Genomic DNA, 22,362 nt, shown 5'->3' with positions numbered 1-22,362 from the left:
CTATGAAATACCTGTACCTGCCATTTTTTCTTATTATCTTTTTCAATACGTCTTATGCCCAAAGTCTAAGTTTATCTGGTCAGATTATCAGTAATGGTACCCCTGTTAGCCAAGCTACAGTCATTCTGAAAAATGCTACTGATAGTTCGTTGCTTAAAGGTATTAGCAGTAGCCATGATGGAAGATATAATTTTCAAAACCTACAGAAAGGAAATTTTCTTTTAGTGATCTCCAGCTCAGGTTTCAAAACGCAACGTCAAACAATTACCTTAACTGATAACCTTATTCACAATGTTAATCTTGAAACTGATATTTTAGCATTAAATGAGGTTAAAATAGTTTCCAAAAAACCATTTATGACCAGAACGCTTGATAAAACAGTCATAAATATTGAGAATAGTGTCTATCAGCACGCAGAAAATGGATTTAGTTTATTTAATGTAATCCCAGGGGTTGTCGCGGACAAAATGGGCATAAGTTATGGCGGCCAGCGTTCCGTTCTGGTTTATATAGATGATAGAAAAATATATCTCCAGGGGGATGAACTTATGCGTTATCTCAAATCTATTCCGTCTGAGGATATTAAAACTTATGAGGTCAGGACCATATCCGGAGCCGAATATGAGGGGAACAGCACAGGGGTCGTAATTAATATCACCCTAAAAAAGAACACCAGATATGGGCTTACTTCTACAATAAGTACAAATTTTGAGCAAACAAGATACGGACAGTTCAGTAACAATATCGGGCTTAATTATAAAACAGGAAAGTTCAATTTCAAAGTGAATTACAATAAATTTAATGGAAAAAGCTTCTCTGATGATTATCAGGATCAATTATATTACGATACAGGCATACACTCTGTTCAAACGAATAAATACATAGATGATTTTGTCAGGTTAAATAGTTTCATTTTCGGAATTGATTATGACATTGCTAAAAATCAGTTGATTTCAATAGATTATCAATCTATGTCCATCAAAGCATCATCAGTAACAAATGCGACTAATAATACTTATCCTTCTATCAATTCAAGTATGCTGGATTCATTTTTTATCACTAAAAATAATAAGCTGACCTCACTGCAAAATCGTCAGGCTAACTTCCTGTATCGTATTAACCTGGATTCTCTGGGCAGCAGAATTGATGCAACCTATAGTTACGTTGGATACAGGAATGAGTTAAATTCAGATTTGAATAACCAATTTTTCTATGGAAACGGTTCTGAAATAAGAAAACCACAATACCTTCAGTTCAATAACCCGACAAAAGTAGATTTATCGACAGGAAATATCAGTCTTAAAAAGATATTGAAAAATAGTGTGGAACTTCAGTTTGGTTCGAAATATAATGTTTCTCATACTGATAATAAGATCACTTATTATTACGGCATTCCCCCTGATCAGGTACTGGACAAACAGCGGTCAAATGCATTTGTCTATGATGAAAAGATATTTGGTTTGTTTGGAACTTATACAAAGTCATTAAAAATCTGGAGTTATAAGCTAGGCTTACGTGCGGAATACACCAGCTATAAAGGAGAAAGTATCGCTCAGAACAGCAACAATACTCCGGTAACCTTTTTAGAGAATAGCCGCTGGGATTTTTTCCCTTCTGTTTTTATACAGGCAAAACCATCTCAGGGAAATGTATTTTCATTTGCCTATTCCAGAAAAATAGTCCGCCCATCTTATAATTCTTTAAACCCTTTCGAGGACGTCTCAGACCCTTATAATATCTCAAGAGGTAATCCTTATCTGGTTCCCTATTTTACAAATTCGTTTGAACTGAATTATTCAAAGAATTCGGTCCATAATTTCAGTCTTTATTACACCAATACAGCTAATATTATCAATACATCTTTTTCCACTGAAAACCGGATTGTCATAGAATCCTATGCAAATCTTAATAATGAGCAAAAATTAGGTTTATCTTATAATACATCTATAAAACCCACTAAATGGTGGGAAATAACCCCCTATGCCAGTGTAGCCTACACCAGAATATATGTTAAAGACCGTCAAAAATCATATCAGAAGCTTTCTCCGAATATATTTATCAATAATAGATTTACACTTAAAAACGGATACTTTGCCGAGCTTAACGGAAATTATGTATACAACAACTTCTTTAGTATTTATGATTTATTACCACAGGGAAAGATAAATTTTGCTTTCAGAAAATCATTCCTGAACGATAAATTATCTGTCAGTCTTAACCTGAATGACCCTTTTAACTTAACACGAATCGGATATGATGTCAATGAGACTACATTCCGCAGGGACATCAGGAGAACACTGGCTACCAGATCTGTTGCTGTTGGTCTTTCTTACGTAATTTCTAAGGGCAAGAAAAAGATCAAAGAAGTTTCAAAAGAGCTAAATAATGAAGATGAAAAAAACAGGTTATAAACACCTGTAATATATTTAAAATTATGGAAGAAGAAATATACGAGGCCTCAGCCTCCCAATTACAATCGTGGCTTTATCAAAAATCAGGTAAGCCGGCAAAACTCCTTTCTCTTAGGTTTTTAAAAAAAAATGTTAACGTTCCGGTACTTAAAAAATCTATTGCTTCTGTTATTAAGAGACACGAAACCCTGCGTACTTCTTTCATTTTCTCCGGCGGAAGGCTGATCCAGCAAGTTAGTCCATATGACAGGAAACACTTTGAGGTTATATTGCACGACTTAAAAGAAGTTAAGGATACGGATTTTGAAATCAATTTAATTACGGAAGAGGGGAATAAATGTCTGCAGAATCTGCAATCAATTCCTTTAATAAAAGCATATATTTTTGAGCTTGCTGATGAAACTTTTATATTCAGGTTCTATCTGAATCCTATTATAGCCGACATCCCCTCATTAAGCCTTTTAAAGAACGATATTAATTTATTTTACGGGGCTTATATAAATGATAATGAACCAGAGCTCCCTGACTTGAAAATTCAGTTTAAAGATTACATAAGACAATACAACAAGGTATATCTGAACAAGAAAGAAAGTCTGAAAAAGTTCTGGAATGATAGTATAGGCGATTTGTCAAAAGTAATCAACTGGGAAATCGCTTTCAATCATTATACATATTCGACCAGCAATCCGGTAAATAATTTAAAGATCACAGATAAAGAATCTATATCAAATGTACTCGAAAAAGACAATACTGCTGAATTTGGTTTAAAGCTGGGCCAGATGTTTTATGATGGATTGGAAGATATTTCCGCATACACCAAAACAGGTATAAGTTCAACTTTATACACTTCCCTATTTATTCTCTTTTACCTTATAGATGACCAGAAAGATGTTCTTATAGCCTCTCCTGTATCTTTAAGGGCAACTACTCCGGTGCTCTCTTCCATTATTGCCAATTTTGATGCAAGTATATACCTGAGAGGCAGCTTGTCTGATGATCAAAAGTTCTTAGATGTGTTAACCAAAACCTATACTGACTTCATCAAGTGTTGCCGCAAAGCAATTACAAGCCATAAAAATCTGGACCTCGATACCGGGGTATTAAGAACCAATTGCAGTGCTTACCTTAACTTTCAGCACAAAGGCATTACCGGAAAACCAAATAAAGTTGAATTTTCAGAAGGCCACAAAGTTTATGGCAGTACCTATTATATGCTTACCTATGAGGTGACCCAAATAGAAGATGGTTATGATTGTAAATGGTATTACAATACCTCGATCTTTCCAGCCCTATTTATAGAATGGATGGCTTTAGTTCATAAAGAGATACTGGAGGCAGTTATTAACGATCAGCATATCACCATTAAAGCCCTTAAAAACAAACTTAATTTATTTCATCCATAAATCCATTTACAAATAAAGACGAACTCAATTCGGGATAATTTTTCTTGAGGAATTTAAACAGGTGCCAGGTAGACATCTGTTTCAAAGGCCTGGATACTTTGTTATACTCCTGGATATCGGAAGGGACATCTTTAAGTTTCAATAATTCCACTCCGGAATCAGACTGCGCCAGAACTGCACATTTGACTAATGAGTTAAACCACCACTTATTAGGATGATAGGCTATATCAAAATCCATAAAATTCCCACTATAGATCAACATCAGCGGAATGCTTTTCCGGTCTATTATCCCGTCCTTTTTCAAGTACCGGTAAACCCCGTTAGCCAGGTGCATCATTCCGGTACAAGGACTGAAAATTGCCACAACAGCCTTATTAGCTAATAATGCCATATCCATCCTGATCCCCATTTGTGTGGCAACAATAATTTTATCCATTGCAGCAGCAGGCAGATTATGCTGCAGATCATCCTTGATCCCTATTCCTTTTTCATCGAACAGTAGTACCTTGGCAACCGTATTCAATGCCATACTTCTGATCATATCCTGCTGCATATCGTGGCTTAACATCTTCAATGGAGAACTGCTATTAAAAATTAACACAACTACTTTATCATTCTCCTGAACGCCCTGCGACTCAAGCCACTGACAAGCCTCTTGTTTTTCAAGATCCTGTATCCTGATTTCAAATTCTGAATTAGATTTCGCAGCTTTTATATTATTGATTAAATCTGCCTTAGGTTGTCTGAGTTTAAAAAAGTAACTATAATGCAGTTCTGAAAGAGACTCCGTTTCCTTAATATTCCTGTTGGAATAATTAAGAATTGGTATCCCTTTAAATTTGCTTTCATAATGCTCAGTAACATAAGTCAAAAAACGGATACTGATATCACTATCGTACAGAATAATATCATAATCATGAAAGTTCACATTCTCCCAGTCCGAATATTGAAAACTTAGTTTTTCATCCAGAGAGCGCTTGAATATTTTGTTAAAGAAATTAATCTTCCGCTCATCCCTGCAGACAACAGTGATATCTCCGCCCGGAAAATTCTTTTTTATATTAACATTAATGTATTGAAGCCAGAAACAGGAATCACCAATATAGAAACACCTTTTATGATCATCAATCAATAAAATTTTGTCAAAAGAATGTCTGGCAGTATCTGCATTATTAATAGAAATAGTTTTGATCAACTCCTGAAACTGTGCCTCCTGCTCAAACATACCAAAACCCTTATAATCAGAAGAAATCATTCTTTTAAATCTGCCTATTTCTTCTAATTTACTTTTGCTGAAGGTGGGATGAAGCTGATCGGTCAGCAGCGTTACATAAGGCATAAATTCAGGGCTTAATGCGGTCGATGAGGTATCCACTAATGAGAAAAGTTTTGGGAACCCTTCTTCATTAAAAAAGTCATCCGCATAATTTTCCTGTATATGCTCGAGCACGGCCTTTTCATACAATGGGTGACAAATAATAACATCATAAGCTGTCAGCATCATTTTTTTCCAGGATTGACTATAAATGAATTCATCTAAAAACCCCTGTAATTGAGACCCATTTTCCCATATGGAACTATAATTAAACTGTTCTTCGCTACATAAGTGGATTTTCCTATCTCGATCCCCTTCAATTATATTTTTAAAAAGGTAACAAATCATATAAACCTGACTGACCATTCTTTGTTCAATATTTTCATCAACAATCTGATCCAGAAAGTTATTGATGATCAAAACATTGAAGTTACACGTTTTAAGATTGCTCAGATTCGGGTCCTTTAAATGATGAAAAACTGAAATATTGTTTATTTGTTCCATTGATTATTTTTTAATTAACATACAGCTCCTGCGAGATGTCATACACATGATCAAAAGATTTAACAGAAGAAAGACGGTGAGTAATGATGATGATGATTGAATCTTTGTAATGCAGTTTTAACTTATCAATGATTTCTAATTCCAGTTTTGAATCAAGGCTTGAGGTCGCCTCATCAAAAATGATTAATGCCGGCTTTTTCAATAACGTCCGTACAATAGACACCCGCTGTTTCTGCCCATCCGAGAGGATAGATCCATTATCATTTATAATTGTATTTTCTCCTGACTCCAAATCTTCCAGCACACTTTTAAATCTACCGGATTCAATAGCAAAATCAATATCTTCTCTTGAAGCAGAGAAACTGCCATAAAGCAAATTTTCAAGGATATTGCCGCTAAACAACTGATTTTCTTTTTCAATAAGCCCTACGTGTGAAGTCCAGTCCTGAATCTGGTTAAGTGGTATCTTATTGTTTACTGTAATCACTCCTTCACTTGGCTCCATAAACCCACAGAGAAGATTAATAATCGAACTTTTTCCCGATCCGCTGGGGCCTGTTATCCCATATATTTTCCCCGTTTCAAAGGTCATATCAATATTTTCAAGCACCTTTTTACCATCAAAACTAAGTGACAGACGATTTATACTGATAGTCTCAACTTTTAAACCCTCCTTTGATTTTGTCTCTGCGATCGGCAAAGCAGATGTACCATCGCCTATATAATCAATTACCCTTTCCATAGAAACCAGTGCCTTGGTCAATTGATCATAGCTTTTCATAATATTGATTGTAGGCGCGTACAATCGATTTAAATATTGAATGAAGGCAATTAATGATCCGATAGTCATTAAGCCGTTAAACACGTCCTTTCCCCCCATGATTAAAACAATGATAGGACCTATAGCTACAAAAAAGGTAATGATATTGCTGTTTAAGCTGGAAACTTTAACACTTCTCAGATAAGCACCTAATAATCCTGATTGTATGGAAGAGAGCTTCTGAAGTTCGTAAAAAAAAGTATTGAAACTTTTAATCACACGGATATTCTTCATCCGTTCAATAAAAAAAACATTTAACTTTTCCTCCATCTGCTGTACCTTCTTAAAACTTTCCTGAAGTAATGGGGTGAATTTCTTCAGACTGAATAAGATAATCGGCAGACACAGTAAACTGATCAGGGTAAGCTTTAAGTTTAGTATCCCTAACATAACGACAATACCAATTAGCGTCAAACCATCATTCAAAAGCAAAATAATCAGAGATGAAAGTGCATTCTGAATATTCTGGATATCATTCATAAAGATGTAAAGAATCTCACCTGAATTGGTACGCTTATAAAACTCAACTGGTCGGTTAAGCAGGTTACCCAGCATATCAAACCGGATATCAGACACAATTTTCTGACTGATCTTTACCTGCAGAATATCACTAAAAACTGTCGAAACAATTCTTATAATATAAATTCCAACGAGAATAGAAAGTAATAAAACCAGGTCATTTAAATTACCATGCGGAAAGATATCATCAATTATTATTTTCAGTGCATAAGGTGTTGCCAATGAACCTACACTACTTATAATCAGTAACAATATCAGGGAAATCTCCAAAAACAGGTAAGGCCTGAAGTATCTTGAGAATTTTCTTATCAGCTTTCCAGAAGTCATTTGTTCTTTCATTCTATCTATTATTTTTATAAAATAACCTCTTAAAAAAATTTACTTTAATTCTTCGACATTCCAGCTAATTGGTATCCATCCCTTATCCCGAATCCAATATCTAAAAAGGGTTTCTCTATCCTCAATAAAATTACTTTTTTTCCATGTTGCAAAATCATCATAACCGTAGTGTTTTCTCATATTCCCTGAAACGTTAGTTATATCCTGTCTCGGTACCATAGTTTTAATTCCACCGAGTAAAAGACATGAGGCAGAAAAATGAATGTCTTCCCCGGTTTGAGTAGTGAATGGTCTTATTCCCCAGAAATAAATCAGCCATTCTGATTTAAAAAACCAGCTGTTACAACCAAAATCAACCTCCGTATTGTTCAAACAATAATTCTCTGCATATTCATCATAGTTATCCCCGACAAAATATTTCCTGATAAATTTCTCTTTTTCTCCTTTGGGCCTTTCAGGCATGTAATCATCTTGCGGAACAATCCTGCCGGTAGCGGATATGATGCTGTTATATCTTGAACATAACTCCAAACAAGTCTCCAGCCAGGTTACAGAAGGAATAACATCATCATCCAGGATATAGATATACGGAGTTTTTGCGTGAAGCGCCAGACTAAACCTTCCAAAATACCCCAGATCCCCTGTGTTTACCTGATATTCAACCATAGGAAACCTTTCACATAAACTTATATCAGGGGCAACATTAAATTTACAATGATAAACCCATATTTTAGATGGAAGAACAGTCTGAGAAAGAAGTGCATTAATTTGCTCCTCTAAATTATTACGCTTCCATACGGTTAAAATAACTGTTATCATTTTCAGAATTAGTACATAACTTTTTAAAACTTAGTTCAAGTTTAAGAAAATTCTTTTACATTAGACTATTGTAATTTCACATTAACACCTTAACAATTAAAACCACGTTAATCCTTGTAACGCATACCTATTTTACAAGAACAATGACCCGAAAATCAATCAATAAGATAACACGAATTTCAAAATAAGAACTAATTAACCAAATAGGAACTACTTACCAATATTATGCTCTGACACTTAAAACCAAATTAAAAACAAATAACTTAACCACTAAAAATTAAATTTTAAAAATATCTGACTGATTATCTTGATAATGGCGATGTACATCACCGCCGGTACCATGCAAATCATTAAACCTAAAATAGATTAATATGGAAGAGTCAAAAACCAAACTATCCCTTGACGACTTTAAAGAGTTGATGCAAAGTAAAAGCAATACACAACAAGACGATAAATTACTAAATATTAATGAAATTCATCAGCAGCATCATATTGTTGATGAAGACACGATAGATTGGAGTCCCTGGTTTAAGGCTATTTACGGTAGATGATTTATTACAGATATAGATGGCTGGTATCAAAAGAAAGTGGAAGAGTATAAGTTTTATTATAAAAAATAAATCTGGTGCAGGAGAAGCTTGTGTTTTATGGTTGTTGCGCTATTACAACAGAATAGCAGGCAAACGTGCTCCTGCTAATTATCATCATGTACAGAAAGATTCAGATTCTTTAAAAGGAATGCTGAAGCTAGCCGAAGAAGAAGGTTTTGAGGTAGGATGCTGGCAGGCAGGTTTTGAAACAATAAATTCGATTCTTCATCCTGTTATACTGGTTGTTGATGATCCTGAACTTGGAAAAAACAACTATGTAGTATTGTGTAAAGTTGATCAGCATAAAACCGGTCCAGCATATATACTTTACCATCCGATGAAAGGAATGCTTTCTCTTTCTAAAGCAGCACTTGAACAATTATGGGACTCTGGGGTCTATTTGACCATGGAGCTAACCAAACAGGAATCAGACACGCCAGAAAGTAAACAAATCTTTAAATGGTTATTACAACCTATGGCAGGGAAATGGCCGATATTTGCCACAGCTGCGACTATAAATGTAATTCAGGCCAGTGCCGCTATTACTCTGCTTTTCATGCTCAGATCACTGATCGATTCCTGGCTTCCTTCCATTGACGGAAAGCTACCAGTTGACATATTAATAAAAATTTTCGTCTTACTGACAACCCTCCTAATTACACAGATTTTCTATGAAAATTTCAAAAATGTAAGTTCTTATATTAGTTCCAGCTATCAGCTTAATAATTTCAGCCTTAACATTTTCAATACTGTAACCGATCTATCTAAAGAAAAGAACCGTAAATATTTATGGGGTAATTACATGGAACTGACTCGCGACAACACACAGTCTTTCAGCCTATTACTGCATACTTTTTCAACAATACTATTTCTGCTCCTGATTAGCTCTTATCTATTGACTACTGATTTAAAAACCTTTAGCTGTCTTTTTTTATTATCAGGGATCATTTTTTTTATCGTCAATAAAACAAAAGTTAATATTACTGATAAAAAAAGTAAGCTTTCGCAATATCAGACAGTGCTAAGAAGTGGCTTTAATTCTATGTTAGAAAGTATAAATGCTATTACAGATTCAAACAGGGAAAATGAATTCCTTCTCAAATTCAAGAAAGAAAACTATAGTTATCAGGAACAGCTTTATCAGTTAAAAAAAATAAGGAACAGATTTGTAACCTATAAAAATGTATCATTTGTTTCTATTTTCTTCCTGATTTTATTGATTAACCTTCAGGGCTTAAAGAGCAGAGAAGTCATGCCCGGACAATTTTCACTTTCACTAATCTTAAGTGCTTGTTTTGCATTTTTACTAAACAGGCTATCCTTTAGTATGCTGGAATATGATGAATTAAAAACAGGATATTTTGAAAACAATAAAGAAGTCCGGAACCAAGCTACTTCCATTAAAAAAACAAGCAATCCTGTTTTCGCAGAAGATCCCGAAAGCATTAAAATTTACGCTGCTGAAAGTGGAGAACCAGCACTTTATTTCAAAGCAATAAAAGGAGAAGTGAATTATCTGCAGCCTGTTGATTTCAAAAGCAGAAAAGATTTAACTCTTACATTTAGTCAGCCAGAATCTTCTGAAAATTATCGTATCATCATTAATGACAATTTCAATTATCAGGAAATAGCCAGTGCAACAAGGAAAAAGATGGTGACCACCTTATTGTGTGAGCCATTTATTTTCAATGAATCCATCGCATATAATATTGCATTTAATGATGTCACCCATATACATGAGGCTTTACTCAGGTTTATATTTAAGTATAAGCTGGATAATTACATCAAATCCTTCCCTGAATCTCTGGCGACGGTTATAGGTCCTTCCGGTTACGGATTAACTACAATTGACAAGATTATAATAGCTATTGCCAGGGCACTGTATCAAGGAGCCGGAATACTGCTTATAGATGAGCAGTATTTAGAAACAGAAGCTACCAGCACAATCATACTGGAAGAATTTTTATACCAGATAAAAGACGACATTACTATTATTATTTTGTGTCATCCCCACCCTACTGCGCCTTCCTTTCTTAACAAAACCTTCGAGCAAAACAAACCGAGTGTATATGAATAAAGTATTAATCATCCAATACCCTTCATTGAGTCATCTCAACGCGTCGTTTAAAATAGCAAAAATCCTTAAAAACAACGGGTATGAGGTTTTTTACTTCATGCCGAAAGATTTTTATAATCACGTTAATAATAATCATTTTCATTTCTATAGTTCTGATACCTTTCCATTTGGGGTAGATGCAGATATTTCTCTTGCCCGGCAGATGAAAATTGATTATAATTATTTTGATAAGCTCAAAAATAAGAGCAGTGCACTATTTTATGATTTAAGAAAAGGTGAGCTTAATGCAGCGGTCGATACCATTAAACCAACCGTAATTATTGCCGATACTTTTGCCGGAACTGACTTTCTCTTATTATATACACGAATAAAATCTTTAGGTATCAAATTTTTTTACCTGGAGACTATGTTATCCAGTATTGGAAATGCCAGTCATCCTTATCTGAACAGCAGATCAATGCCTCACCAGAAAACAAAAATCCGTTTGGAGCATTTTTTCAGGTTATTATCAAAAAATACAAGACAGATATTCTATAAGACCTTTTACCTTGGACAGGATGAACTTTCTGTTTTAAACAGAAAAATAAAGGAAGAGGGTTTGCCAGCGCATTATAAACTCGATGAGTTAAACTTCTTTGACCTGATTTTCAAAAATATTCCCAGTTTATTGACTTCACCTATTGAGCTCGAGTTCTTTAATACTCCCCAACATGACAATCATCATTATCTAGGGCTTTTTGTAGACAAAAACCGTATTGATATAACTATTGATGATCGTTTGGATAGAATTGTTACCAAAGGCAGGAAAGTAGTATATATCTCTTTCGGAACTGTATTTGGTGAGCACAGGGTACATGATATATTTTCTCTGATGAAAAAGCTCAATAAAGTGGCGGGACAACTCACAGAGGTTGATTTTATCTTTTCACTGGGTAAAAAGAAATGGGAAGAAAAGTATCTCCGGCAATTATCAAACGTTCACATTTTCCCTTATGTCCCTCAATTGTGGATGCTTAAGAACGCCAATATTTTTATTACTCACGGTGGGTTAAATTCTATCAAGGAGAGTCTTGCTATCGGCGTCCCTCTTCTTGTTTACCCGATTGATATTGATCAGATTGGGAATGCCAGAAAAATCGCGAGCAAAAAGATAGGGTTATTTGGAGATCTGAAAAAAGACTCTGTTAAAATGATCAGGAACAAAATTGTTCAATTACTTGGAGCAAATGATTATAGAAATAACATGGAGACCATAATGAGCCAGATCGATAATAAATACAAAGAAGAAGAGCTGGTTTTAAATCTTATCAATAATTATAGCCCCATAGTTTAGCGACATTAAAAAATAATATCAATTTTATGAGTGATGTAAACCATTTAGTAAGTCCGAAACAAATTGCTGCATTTGAGCTCTACGATCGCCTCGGGGCCGAATACTTACATATAGCCATTGGCTTAAAAAGCAAAAGCCACCTTAAAATTGAAAATGCCTGGTATTCTCTGGTAAGTCAAAGGGAGATTTTACGTTCCCTGCTCATTTATCAGGATGGATATTTATACAGAAAAGAACTTTCTTTCGACAAGGAACTGTTCCACCTTGACTTTGAAACTGTTGAAGAAGACAATAATTTAGCGGAGCAGATTACACAAAGAATCAATATCCTGAACAAGTATCCTGTAAATAATAAGCGGTTATTTTACGGAACTGTTTATGAATGTAGTGACTACTCTGTTGTTATTTTGTTTATCAATCATATTATTGGTAACACCGCAGCACTAAGCATTCTTAAAGAAGACTTCATAAAGGTATATAAAGATGATTCTGCCTCCCTTCAATTGTATTCTTTTGAAAATTATGTATCTCATCATATAACACAGTCACGCAAGTCATTTCTGACCGAATACGATTTTCATAGCCATAAACTGAATAGCATTATCCCTGGAATGGTAAAACCAAATGAGCTTATTGTAGATCTGAGCAATAATGAAGCTTTTATTCATTCCATTACTGCCAAAACCTTTGACCACAGGAAACACTTCCTTCACACTCCGGAAACAAAACCTGAAGGATCTGTATTTTGTCAGTTATCTTCCTATCTGATTATACCGAAGTATACTGAAATTAAATTTCAAAAATTCAGTTTGTATACCCTTGTAGTTGCTGCCTATTTAAAAGCGATGAACGAGCTGCATACAAAAAAATATTATTTCCAGTTTCTGATGGATTATAAAAACAACAAATACGTGAGCCATCAGATTGGTGATTTTTCTGGTGATTTCTATATGACCAACCTCTCCACTTCCATGGATGGGGTAGAATTTCTCACCAGTGTGCAAATGGAACTTTTTAAAACCTATAAGACACATGCTATTTATAATTATCAAATGTATGATATAGATGTAGGAGCTTTATTTTCCAATTGTAATATGCTGGTGAACTATACTCCTTTAAATGTGGTAAATGTTGAGGAGCCCGTTGATGAATTGACAGAAATCAGATTTGATTATATCAGAGCACATAATGCAAACTTCGAGCTCTGTATAGATATCAAAGGTCTTATGACCTATAGAGTTTTATTTAATGAACAGGTTTACACCAAAAGATTTATTGATGATTTTAATGACTTATGGCGAATAAACTTTCAAAAATTTCTAACTATCTTCTAAGTATTGTCAATGTATAAAAACGAAACTCTGCATTCCTTTCCTTTTGATCGGCAACAAAAAGATAATGAATGCGCCTTATCCTGTCTTAAAATGGTGTCCGATTTTTATGGAAAACATATAAATCTGGAATATTTGCGGGAAATCGTATTGATGGATCCTGATGGGGTTTCTATCTATAGCCTTGTTAAAGCATTAAATCAGCTAAACTTTAAATCTCTGGTCGTAAATACCAGAGATACTACATTATTGAATAAGGCAATACTCCCCTGTATTATGTTATGGAAAAACAATCATTATGTGGTGATCTACAATATAGCTGATCAGCTGGTTAGTTTTGCAGATCCCGGTGAGGGGCTACGAACGATGGATTATAAAGAATTTTTCAGCGATTCTGAAAACCAGGATGAACAAGGATGGATCATTCTTTTAGAACCTAAACCATAATACAACCTATTATATGATAATTTTAAAAGCAAACCTCAAATAATTTTTAATCTTAACCTATAAAATCATGACTAAAGAACAGCTAAAAACAGAACTAACTAAAAAAGAGCTGATTAAACCTAATTCTACAGAAGAAAGGCTGGTATTAGAAGTAGCTACACTTTGTGAAGCATTTTCTCCTCAGAGTTGCTCAATGGCAAGGGCAACCGGAGATATTGGAAGTGATAATGATATTCTATTTTAATTAATTCTAAATATCATTATAGGGTATAATAGCGTGATCATGTTATTATACCCTGCTTAAAAACACGCTAAAGATAGGTGAGTGATTTCATCTATATCTTTCTATTAATTTGCAAACAGGTCAATCACCTTTCCATTTATGGTATTATCACTGATATCTGCACCTACCACGCGTTTAAAAAGAATGCTCTTTTTATTACTATGGAATGCAGGATACTGCTTATTTGTTCTGATCTTATTATGCTTACAATAGAGTTATTTTCCCAGACATATCAGATTTTAGAGGAGAATTCATTCGGTTTGCGTAAAATTCAGGTTACAATATGACTTATAAACTTAGCATACTTAAAACATCAACATACGTAAAATCTTACCCAGCACTAAAATTACCACATTAGTTATATAAAGTAGTAATTTTACAGTATGCTGTACCTGATATGAATTTCGAAAGCCTTTTAACTACAATTGAACAGACCCATGCCAAGCTCAATAGCAAGGCAATTAGCCAGATCAATTATTACAACACTCTTCGTAACTGGCTGATTGGTTATTATATCGTAGAATTTGAACAATATGGTGAAGACCGTGCTACCTATGGAAATGCGGTATTAAAGAACCTGGCTGGAAAACTTACCCATATCAAAGGGATGTCAATGACGAACTTAAAGTTGTTCAGACAGTTTTATCAGATCTACCCTGAGATTGGTCAGACCGCGTCCGACCAATTTGGCCAACTGGGACTAGCATCAATTGGTCAGACGCTGTCTGACCAATTGATGCATAGAGAAGATTCAGGGTCTTTTCTCAGCCCCTGGGAATTGCTGACCCAACTTAATTTTTCACATTTCATTGAACTGATCCGTGTAGAGGATACTTTAAAACGACATTTCTATGAAGTAGAAACTATTAAAAATGCCTGGAAAGTCCGGGATCTTGCCCGTGCCATTGATACTTTGTTGTTCGAAAGGACAGGCCTCTCGGTAAACAAGGCCGATGTGATTGCAAAAGTCAGAGACAATCAAAGAGTTGGAATAGCAGATGTGATCAAAAACCCCTATCTATTGGAATTCTTAGGATTGGAAGAAAAACCTGAATACACAGAACACGATATGGAGTCGGCCATTATTGAGCATCTCCAACATTTTTTAACAGAAATGGGCAGAGGATTTTGCTTTGAGGCAAGACAAAAACGCATTACTTTTGACAATGTACATTATCGTATCGATCTGGTATTTTACCACCGTATCCTGAAATCGCACATCCTTCTGGATTTAAAACTAGGTCGCTACGACCATGCCGATGCCGGGCAAATGAATCTCTACCTGAATTATTACCGCAAGCATGAAATGAGTGAAGGAGATAATCCTCCTGTAGGGATTATTTTATGTGCAGATAAGAATGATGCCCTGGTCGAATATACCACCACTGGCTTATCCAATGAAGTCTTTGTCTCCAAATACTTAGTTCAGTTGCCAAGCAAGGAGATTTTAGAAACATTCATTCGAAATGAATTGAACCAGGAAAAATTATAGTTAACCGCCCAAAAGTCATTAAAAAACTGAATATCATTACACCATTACTCGAGTCATTATGATGAATGAACCAAAAACATGCAATAAGCAACCTTATTTAGTTGTATTTTCGACATTTTATCTTGCAAAATCATTCAAGAGCTCAATTAAAGTATAAAAGCATCGGTATTATGTTAAATAAACATATCAAAACAGATCTATCAACAAATAACATAATGAACACAAATGTTATTAATAACTATTCAAAACTCAAATTATCCTTATTTTTTTTACCTGCTTTTTTATTAATTACAATTGTTTTATTTCTTTATAAACAAGACTCTTTATCTGTTGACAAATACATACAAATTCAAAAGAATTGTTTCTATTTTCTTAATTCAAAATTATCACAATACCCGGATACGCTATTTAACCTTAACCAGTTTGGAGATGAAATAATATTTTTATCATTCTTAAGCATTTTTGTTGTGTATGCTCCTAAAATCTGGGAGTCTTTAATATCAGCTTCGCTTGTTTCATTAATATTTTCCAGTTTACTTAAGAAAATATTTGCAGTACCGAGAGCTGCTGCGGTATTCGATAATCATAGTTTTGTTATCCTCGGAAAAACATTGACTGGAAACAACAGTTTACCTTCCGGACACTCCATTACAGTTTTTACAATACTTACAGTCCTGTTGTTTGGATTTATGCCCAAAAAGCTGAAATATAAAATCCTATGGTCCATTTTCATAGTCATTACAGGATTGATTTTTGCATTTGCGAGAGTTGGTGCAGGAGCACATTATCCCCTTGATGTCATTATAGGCTGTATTATCGGATATATCTCAGGACTTTTAGGTATTTTTATCAACGAAAAATATAAAATCTGGACCTGGATCAACAATAAAAAATACTATCCAATTTTTATTTTATTTTTTCTGATTTGTTGTATTTTATTGATCAACAAAATAATGAATGAAAATTTGATAATATTTTACTTATCAATAATTAGTTTGATCGTTTCACTATATAAAATCATTAATGTTTACGTTAAAAAATAATTTAAAACTGACTCATTTTGCTATATTAATGAGTCTTATTAACTTCTTATTCTTTCATCTCCCATTTTACACCTTTGTCTTCAATAAAGTTGATTACAAAAGTTTGGGTGGCATTGCCCTCATTATTAGTCTGGTTATTATAATGTTGGTTGCAAATTTTTTCGTTTTTTACCTGTTCTTTTTTCTGTCACGTTCTGTTGGGAAATTTTTATTGGTCCTATTCTTTATTATCAATGCAATTGCACTTTACTTCATTAATACTTATGGTGTTATGATAGATGAAAGTATGATCGGTAATATACTCAATACCCATTATGGAGAGGCCAGTAGTTTTTTCTCTATAAAATTAGTAGTGTACATAATTCTACTGGGTATTATTCCTTCCATTTATATCATCAAGGTTAAAATAACAAATGTAACATTGAAGAGGTTTTCAATTACATCTTCGCTGACCTTACTATTTATGCTAATCTTAGCATATGCCAATGCGAGCAATTGGTTATGGATTGATAAAAATTCAAAAACATTAGGTGCACTTGCAATGCCCTGGTCTTATTCAGTAAATACTTCGCTTTTTTATATTCACAAATACAAAAAAAATGAAAAAGAAATTTTATTGCCAAATGCCACAATAAAGGACAATAAGAAATCGGTTATGGTCTTAGTCATAGGGGAATCTGCAAGAAGACAAAATTTTTCTTTATATGGCTACAAAAAAAACACCAATCCACTGCTTTCCAAAACACCTAATTTATTTCATTTTGATGCGACCTCTTGTGCAACTTATACTACCGCAGGTGTAAAATGTATTTTAGAGTATGCCAATACTGACGATTTATATGAAATTTTACCCAATTATTTATATAGAAATAATGTAGAGGTTATTTGGAGAACCACAAATTGGGGAGAACCACCAGTTCACATAAAAAATTATCAAAATAAAGAGGCTTTAATGCCAGATTGCAAAGGTGATGGATGTAATTACGATGAAATTCTTTTGACTGGACTAAAAGAACAAATATTGGCCAGTAAAAAAAATAAAATATTGATCGTATTGCACACAAGCACAAGTCATGGGCCTACCTATAGTAAGAAATATCCAGCTCAATTTGAGACTTTTAAACCAGTATGTAATAGTGTCGAATTAGGCAATTGTTCTCAGGCAGAGCTCATCAATGCTTATGACAATACGATTGTTTATACCGATTATATTTTGTCTAAAGTAATTGATGATCTAAAACAATTAAAAGAGTATAATAGTGCCATGATTTTTGTCTCTGACCATGGAGAATCTTTAGGAGAAAAAAATCTATTTATGCATGGAGTACCGATGAGTATCGCTCCTAAAGAACAATATGAGATTCCTTTTATAGTTTGGTTATCTGACAGTTCAAAACAAGTCAAGCCTAATAAAATGTTATCTCAAAACAATGTGTTCCATAGTGTTCTAAAGTTTTTAAGCATTCAAAGTCCTATTTATAATGAGGACATGAACATTTTTAAATAATCACATTCAAATTAAAAGAAGGATCGTAATCTTTCCTTTGGCATATGATTCTCATGTGTTCAAAACTGGGTTTAGTATTTCCCTATGAGTGTTTGTACATTCTTCTATACTTAATAGTGACATGGGAATTACCAACTCGGACATACACGATGATCATCCTGCTGTCAACGATTTTGTAGAGTCTGCATTTGCACAGATAAAAGAAGGAAAACAGAATTAACAGTTGGAACAAGCGAAACAAGGACAAGTGCTAACAATGATTAACATACTCCATCACTACTAATACCGCGTCGTTACTCAGTGCCTCGATTTCCACGACATCTACATTCCAGAGCATTAAGCCATCTCTGGGATGCAACAATCTGCCTTCTACTTCAAACGCGCCGGCAACAGCAAACGCGAAAAAACGTAGCTCTTTATTTTTCATTTGATAACTAACTTCTGTTCTTCCAGCAAACCGACCTATGCTTAAGCTTAATGGAAGATAGTTAAAAAGCTTTCCTAAAAGGATCTCCTCCAGTATATGTTCCTTCTCCTTAAGATCAAAACTAACTGAATCAAAAGAGTTGTACTCAAAAATTGACTGATCGTTAACCCTGATTTCCAAAAAATTAACTGAATAGGAAATATAAGGATTGGCGATATACATGCTGCTCCTTGCTGGCATAGCTAAAACCTTAACCTCTCCTACATTCACTTCTGCGCCTTTATCTCCAGGCGAGCTATAAAATAAATCACCGGTAACCGGTATTATCAACACCTTTACAGCTTCTTCAAAATGAAGCTCCAGCTTCCCAGAACCAACCAATACATGATCCCGCAACTGTAGCACTCCAGACTCTATGAATCCACTTTGTTCAATAAAAATTCTTCCCTGTATCCCTGTCATGGATTTAATTTTAAGGTGTGTATGCTTACAAAAGGCTGTAATTGATAAAGATAAGTCTGTATAGCACTATCTTCATCAGTAGACTCAGCTGAATCCTCCGACAAAAGAAGTGTATTGCCTATTGTATGATACCAGTTCATCGATGAAGAATAAAAATTGATAGCTACCTGATGCCCCTGTGCATGACGGATATCCGAATTAATCAGCTCAAACCGGTAACGACTAAAATTCAGGAATTGCTTACCCAACACATCCACTACATCTGGGATCTGCCCCCGCAGTTGCTGAATATATCCTGAAACAGACGGACTAACTAAAAAATGTAAACGCTCCGCATCAGCCTGCTGACGAATCAACTCTGCAAACGTAAAACACTTACGTTCCTTATTGAAATTTTGAAACTGCATTCTAAATTCCAGGTAAGAATCATCGAATACCAATTTTTCCCAAGGAGAAGAAGAATTGGCATCGATGATCTTTCTATAACAAAAAACGATAACACTTTGATCCATTATCCGGCTACATTTATTCTGATTGATAAGTCAAAGCCCGCAGCAATACTGCCTGTTACCGTTGCCAACTCCAGTTTAGTCGTATCATCACTAAAAACATTATCATTTGCATTGTACGTATAGCCACTCATGCCTTTATTATACCCGTTTACTATTGCGACTGCCGAACCACTACCCTCAGGAAAAGCGATTTGTGTGACCTTTAAAGAAGTACCGCCCGCATTGTAAACATGTACATGAATGTGTGTCGCACGCCCGTTATACCAACCTGGAAAAATACTGGTAAAAGTAACTAACCCATTCGCGTCAGTCACCTGTCTGCCTCTTAAAAAGTGTACAGATTGATAGTTCGTAGATTGCATTCCAGAACCACCGTATTCAGAATAATTCCCTTCCGCGTCGCAATGCCAAACATCTACAATGACTCCGGTTAATGCCGCACAATTGTTGTTTACATTTGCGATAGTCAGTTTTGCAGTCATTTTATAGCCTGACCTACCATCAGTAATATCACTCCGTACATAACCAGAAGGTATTTTCGTAGGAAACGGTCCTTCTGTTTCTGTCGGTGTTACCGTACAAGTTGAGCTTCCGCTTCCGCCACCTGAACCAGATGCAGTTTCAGTACTGACTACGTCTGCAGTATCCTTTTTGCAAGCCTCCCATATAACCGTAGAAGAAACTGCACCTACCATTAGGCTTCTCAAAAAATTCTTTCTTTCCATATGACTATTTTTAAAGATGTGTTACTACAAATGTGTTAAAGCTGGAAGAATTGTTTTCTGATGTACCGACAAATAGGGCTTTTGTATCGGTGAAACCTTAATTTCCATTCATTCACCTACACATTTATACGATTAGCCGATAGAAAATAAAAATTCCAGGAAAAATTGGTTGATTTGTAGATGACCAGAGCAAGATTATCCGCTGCCATTATTCATATTGCCGCCTGGCTCCTGTTTATGTGTTTTCCCATAATTTTCATGAATCAGGAAAACAACTTCATGAATTCCTTTATGGAAATAAATCCATGGAGCTATATTAAGTTCAGCCTGTTGTATGTGATCATTTTTTATCTGAACAACTATTACCTCTTCCCAAAGCTATACTTCCACAAGAAATACCTATTGTATTTCCTTTCCATAATCGCCTTACTAATCATTGTTTTCATGATAAAGCCTTTTGATCAGCTCATGGCACTTAGTCGACACGAAGGCCCACCACCCATATCCCGTCCACATTTACAGAAAGAGAGAGAGAGACCGCCCTTTCCGAAGCCAGATAATCGCCACAAAGGTTTTCGTTTCGACATCAATAGCCTCTTCATTTTCCTGATGGTAGTAGGTATAGGAATTGCATTGAGGACCATTAAAGAATGGCAGCTGACTGAAAAACGGGCTATCCTAGCGGAAGCAGAAAAAGCAAATGCAGAACTTTCTTTTTTAAAAGCCCAAATCAATCCTCATTTCTTATACAATACGCTGAACAATATTTACACCCTATGTATCACAAATAACGAAAGGGCCGCCGAGAGTATTATGAAGTTATCTCATATCATGCGTTACATAACAGATGAAGCCGAGACAAATTTTGTTCCCCTACAGGGGGAAATAGACTGCATAAACAACTTCATAGACCTCCAAAAGATCCGTCTCGGAAAAAAAGTGAATTTGATATACGAAGTAACTGGAAACCCTAAGGGGCACCAGATTTCTCCATTAATTTTGATGACCTTCATAGAGAACGTCTTTAAATATGGTTTAAGCAATCATACCGAGACTACGATTGAAATTAAGATCCAGATTGAGGCAGAGAGGATCTACTTCTTTACACAAAACACTATATTAGAAATGACGAATCTGAACGAGCGCAAGGGGCTTGGAATTTCCAACACCAAACAACGCCTTGAACATCTGTATCCAGAAAAACATGAGCTAAAAATTGACGATCAAAACAAGATTTTCACCGTCAGCCTCCTCCTGATATCCTAGTTTTATTTCTATATTTAATGCTATAATTTATGCGTATGTTCTTAAAATGCATAGCGATTGATGATGAACCCCTGGCACTGGAACTGATCCGCACTTATGTCGATCGCCGACCCGATGTACAACTCACCCACACTTTTGAAGATGCCATTTCTGGTGCGGAGTACTTATCCGCAGCCCAGGTGGATTTAATATTTCTGGACATCAACATGCCTGACATTTCCGGAATTGATCTAGCGAAAGCGCTAAAAAGCAAACCAATGCTAATTTTCACTACCGCTTATAAAAAATTTGCGTTTGATGGTTTCGAACTGGAGGCCGTCGACTACCTATTAAAACCAATAGATTTTGATAGATTCTCCAAAGCAGTGGACAAAGCAATTGAGCTCAAAAAATATAAAATGATGTCTCAGCCCGAACAGGATGACGCTTATATTTACGTCCATTCCTCCTACCAGATAATTAAAATCATGCTCAAAGAGATTGAATATATTGAAAGTATAGAAGACTATATCAAAATTCATCTCAAAACAGAAAAAGCGGTACTTACTCTAATGACTTTAAAAAAGGTACTGACCATGCTTCCCGATCAGCAGTTCAAAAGGATTCACCGGAGTTATATTGTCGCTATGGCAGCGATAAAGTCTGTACAACACAAAAAAGTAAAGCTATCCGAAGCCGTACTTCCTATTGGAGAAAGTTATTCAGAGCAGGTAAAATTCTGGTTAAATAATTCTTAA

Annotated in this window: 19 protein-coding genes; 13 read left to right on the top strand and 6 right to left on the bottom strand. The window is 35.1% G+C overall.

The window, feature by feature from the left end:
• Positions 1–2: 2 nt before the first annotated feature.
• Both HDF25_RS05880 and HDF25_RS05875 read left to right on the top strand, forming a co-directional pair.
• Positions 3–2,411, top strand: a complete 2,409-nt coding sequence (locus HDF25_RS05880) for an outer membrane beta-barrel protein (RefSeq protein WP_184623747.1) — start codon at positions 3–5, stop codon at positions 2,409–2,411.
• A gap of 23 nt (positions 2,412–2,434) precedes the next feature.
• Entirely contained in the window at positions 2,435–3,814 is a 1,380-nt protein-coding gene (locus HDF25_RS05875) for a condensation domain-containing protein (RefSeq protein ID WP_184623745.1), read from the top strand.
• Here the strand turns inward: HDF25_RS05875 and HDF25_RS05870 are convergent.
• From HDF25_RS05870 to HDF25_RS05860, 3 genes are read right to left on the bottom strand one after another with little or no spacing between them, the layout of a single operon-like run.
• The gene (locus tag HDF25_RS05870; protein WP_184623744.1) at positions 3,795–5,633 is read right to left on the bottom strand and encodes a glycosyltransferase family 9 protein; all 1,839 of its coding nucleotides are present in this window, start codon (positions 5,631–5,633) and stop codon (positions 3,795–3,797) included. The genes HDF25_RS05875 and HDF25_RS05870 overlap by 20 nt on opposite strands.
• Before the next feature lie 10 nt (positions 5,634–5,643).
• The gene (locus tag HDF25_RS05865; RefSeq protein ID WP_184623741.1) at positions 5,644–7,311 is read right to left on the bottom strand and encodes an ABC transporter ATP-binding protein; all 1,668 of its coding nucleotides are present in this window, start codon (positions 7,309–7,311) and stop codon (positions 5,644–5,646) included.
• 39 nt (positions 7,312–7,350) lie between these two features.
• Entirely contained in the window at positions 7,351–8,130 is a 780-nt protein-coding gene (locus HDF25_RS05860; protein WP_184623739.1) for a glycosyltransferase family 2 protein, read from the bottom strand.
• A gap of 371 nt (positions 8,131–8,501) precedes the next feature.
• Here HDF25_RS05860 and HDF25_RS05855 point away from each other — a divergent pair, with 371 nt between their 5' ends.
• The 9 genes from HDF25_RS05855 to eptA all read left to right on the top strand — a co-directional run bounded on the left by HDF25_RS05855 (position 8,502) and on the right by eptA (position 18,233).
• Positions 8,502–8,681 carry a hypothetical protein gene (locus tag HDF25_RS05855; RefSeq protein WP_184623737.1) on the top strand — a complete coding sequence of 60 codons (180 nt, stop codon included), beginning with the start codon at positions 8,502–8,504 and terminating at the stop codon, positions 8,679–8,681.
• A 16-nt stretch (positions 8,682–8,697) separates the two neighbouring features.
• On the top strand, positions 8,698–10,797 hold the full coding sequence (locus tag HDF25_RS05850; protein ID WP_184623735.1) for a cysteine peptidase family C39 domain-containing protein: 2,100 nt from the start codon (positions 8,698–8,700) through the stop codon (positions 10,795–10,797).
• Positions 10,790–12,130, top strand: coding sequence for a glycosyltransferase (locus HDF25_RS05845; RefSeq protein WP_184623733.1), 1,341 nt, complete (start codon positions 10,790–10,792; stop codon positions 12,128–12,130). The genes HDF25_RS05850 and HDF25_RS05845 overlap by 8 nt, the downstream gene beginning before the upstream one ends.
• A 26-nt stretch (positions 12,131–12,156) precedes the next feature.
• A complete protein-coding gene (locus HDF25_RS05840) occupies positions 12,157–13,464 on the top strand; it encodes a hypothetical protein (RefSeq protein WP_184623732.1) in 1,308 nt (435 codons plus the stop codon).
• Positions 13,465–13,473: 9 nt separating this feature from the next.
• Entirely contained in the window at positions 13,474–13,908 is a 435-nt protein-coding gene (locus tag HDF25_RS05835) for a cysteine peptidase family C39 domain-containing protein (RefSeq protein ID WP_184623730.1), read from the top strand.
• A gap of 67 nt (positions 13,909–13,975) precedes the next feature.
• Positions 13,976–14,152, top strand: a complete 177-nt coding sequence (locus HDF25_RS05830) for a hypothetical protein (protein WP_184623727.1) — start codon at positions 13,976–13,978, stop codon at positions 14,150–14,152.
• 436 nt (positions 14,153–14,588) lie between these two features.
• Positions 14,589–15,683, top strand: coding sequence for a YhcG family protein (locus HDF25_RS05825; protein ID WP_184623725.1), 1,095 nt, complete (start codon positions 14,589–14,591; stop codon positions 15,681–15,683).
• Positions 15,684–15,898: 215 nt separating this feature from the next.
• Entirely contained in the window at positions 15,899–16,726 is an 828-nt protein-coding gene (locus tag HDF25_RS05820; protein ID WP_184623722.1) for a phosphatase PAP2 family protein, read from the top strand.
• Positions 16,707–18,233, top strand: coding sequence for a phosphoethanolamine--lipid A transferase EptA (gene eptA / locus HDF25_RS05815; protein WP_184623720.1), 1,527 nt, complete (start codon positions 16,707–16,709; stop codon positions 18,231–18,233). The genes HDF25_RS05820 and eptA overlap by 20 nt, the downstream gene beginning before the upstream one ends.
• A gap of 250 nt (positions 18,234–18,483) precedes the next feature.
• On the opposite strand, the gene HDF25_RS05810 is transcribed toward eptA, so the two are convergent.
• From HDF25_RS05810 to HDF25_RS05800, 3 genes are read right to left on the bottom strand one after another with little or no spacing between them, the layout of a single operon-like run.
• Entirely contained in the window at positions 18,484–19,122 is a 639-nt protein-coding gene (locus tag HDF25_RS05810) for a hypothetical protein (RefSeq protein ID WP_184623718.1), read from the bottom strand.
• The gene (locus HDF25_RS05805; RefSeq protein WP_184623716.1) at positions 19,119–19,634 is read right to left on the bottom strand and encodes a hypothetical protein; all 516 of its coding nucleotides are present in this window, start codon (positions 19,632–19,634) and stop codon (positions 19,119–19,121) included. The genes HDF25_RS05810 and HDF25_RS05805 overlap by 4 nt, the downstream gene beginning before the upstream one ends.
• Entirely contained in the window at positions 19,634–20,359 is a 726-nt protein-coding gene (locus tag HDF25_RS05800) for an intradiol ring-cleavage dioxygenase (RefSeq protein ID WP_184623714.1), read from the bottom strand. The genes HDF25_RS05805 and HDF25_RS05800 overlap by 1 nt, the downstream gene beginning before the upstream one ends.
• A 180-nt stretch (positions 20,360–20,539) precedes the next feature.
• On the opposite strand from HDF25_RS05800, the gene HDF25_RS05795 reads away from it, so the two are divergent.
• Positions 20,540–21,625: a sensor histidine kinase gene (locus HDF25_RS05795; protein ID WP_184623712.1), complete on the top strand. Its 1,086-nt coding sequence runs from the start codon at positions 20,540–20,542 to the stop codon at positions 21,623–21,625.
• 35 nt (positions 21,626–21,660) lie between these two features.
• Positions 21,661–22,362: a LytR/AlgR family response regulator transcription factor gene (locus HDF25_RS05790; RefSeq protein WP_184623710.1), complete on the top strand. Its 702-nt coding sequence runs from the start codon at positions 21,661–21,663 to the stop codon at positions 22,360–22,362.

The sequence above is a fragment of the Pedobacter cryoconitis genome (assembly GCF_014207135.1).
Classification (GTDB): domain Bacteria; phylum Bacteroidota; class Bacteroidia; order Sphingobacteriales; family Sphingobacteriaceae; genus Pedobacter; species Pedobacter cryoconitis_D.
This window is presented reverse-complemented; position numbering and strand designations above follow the sequence as displayed.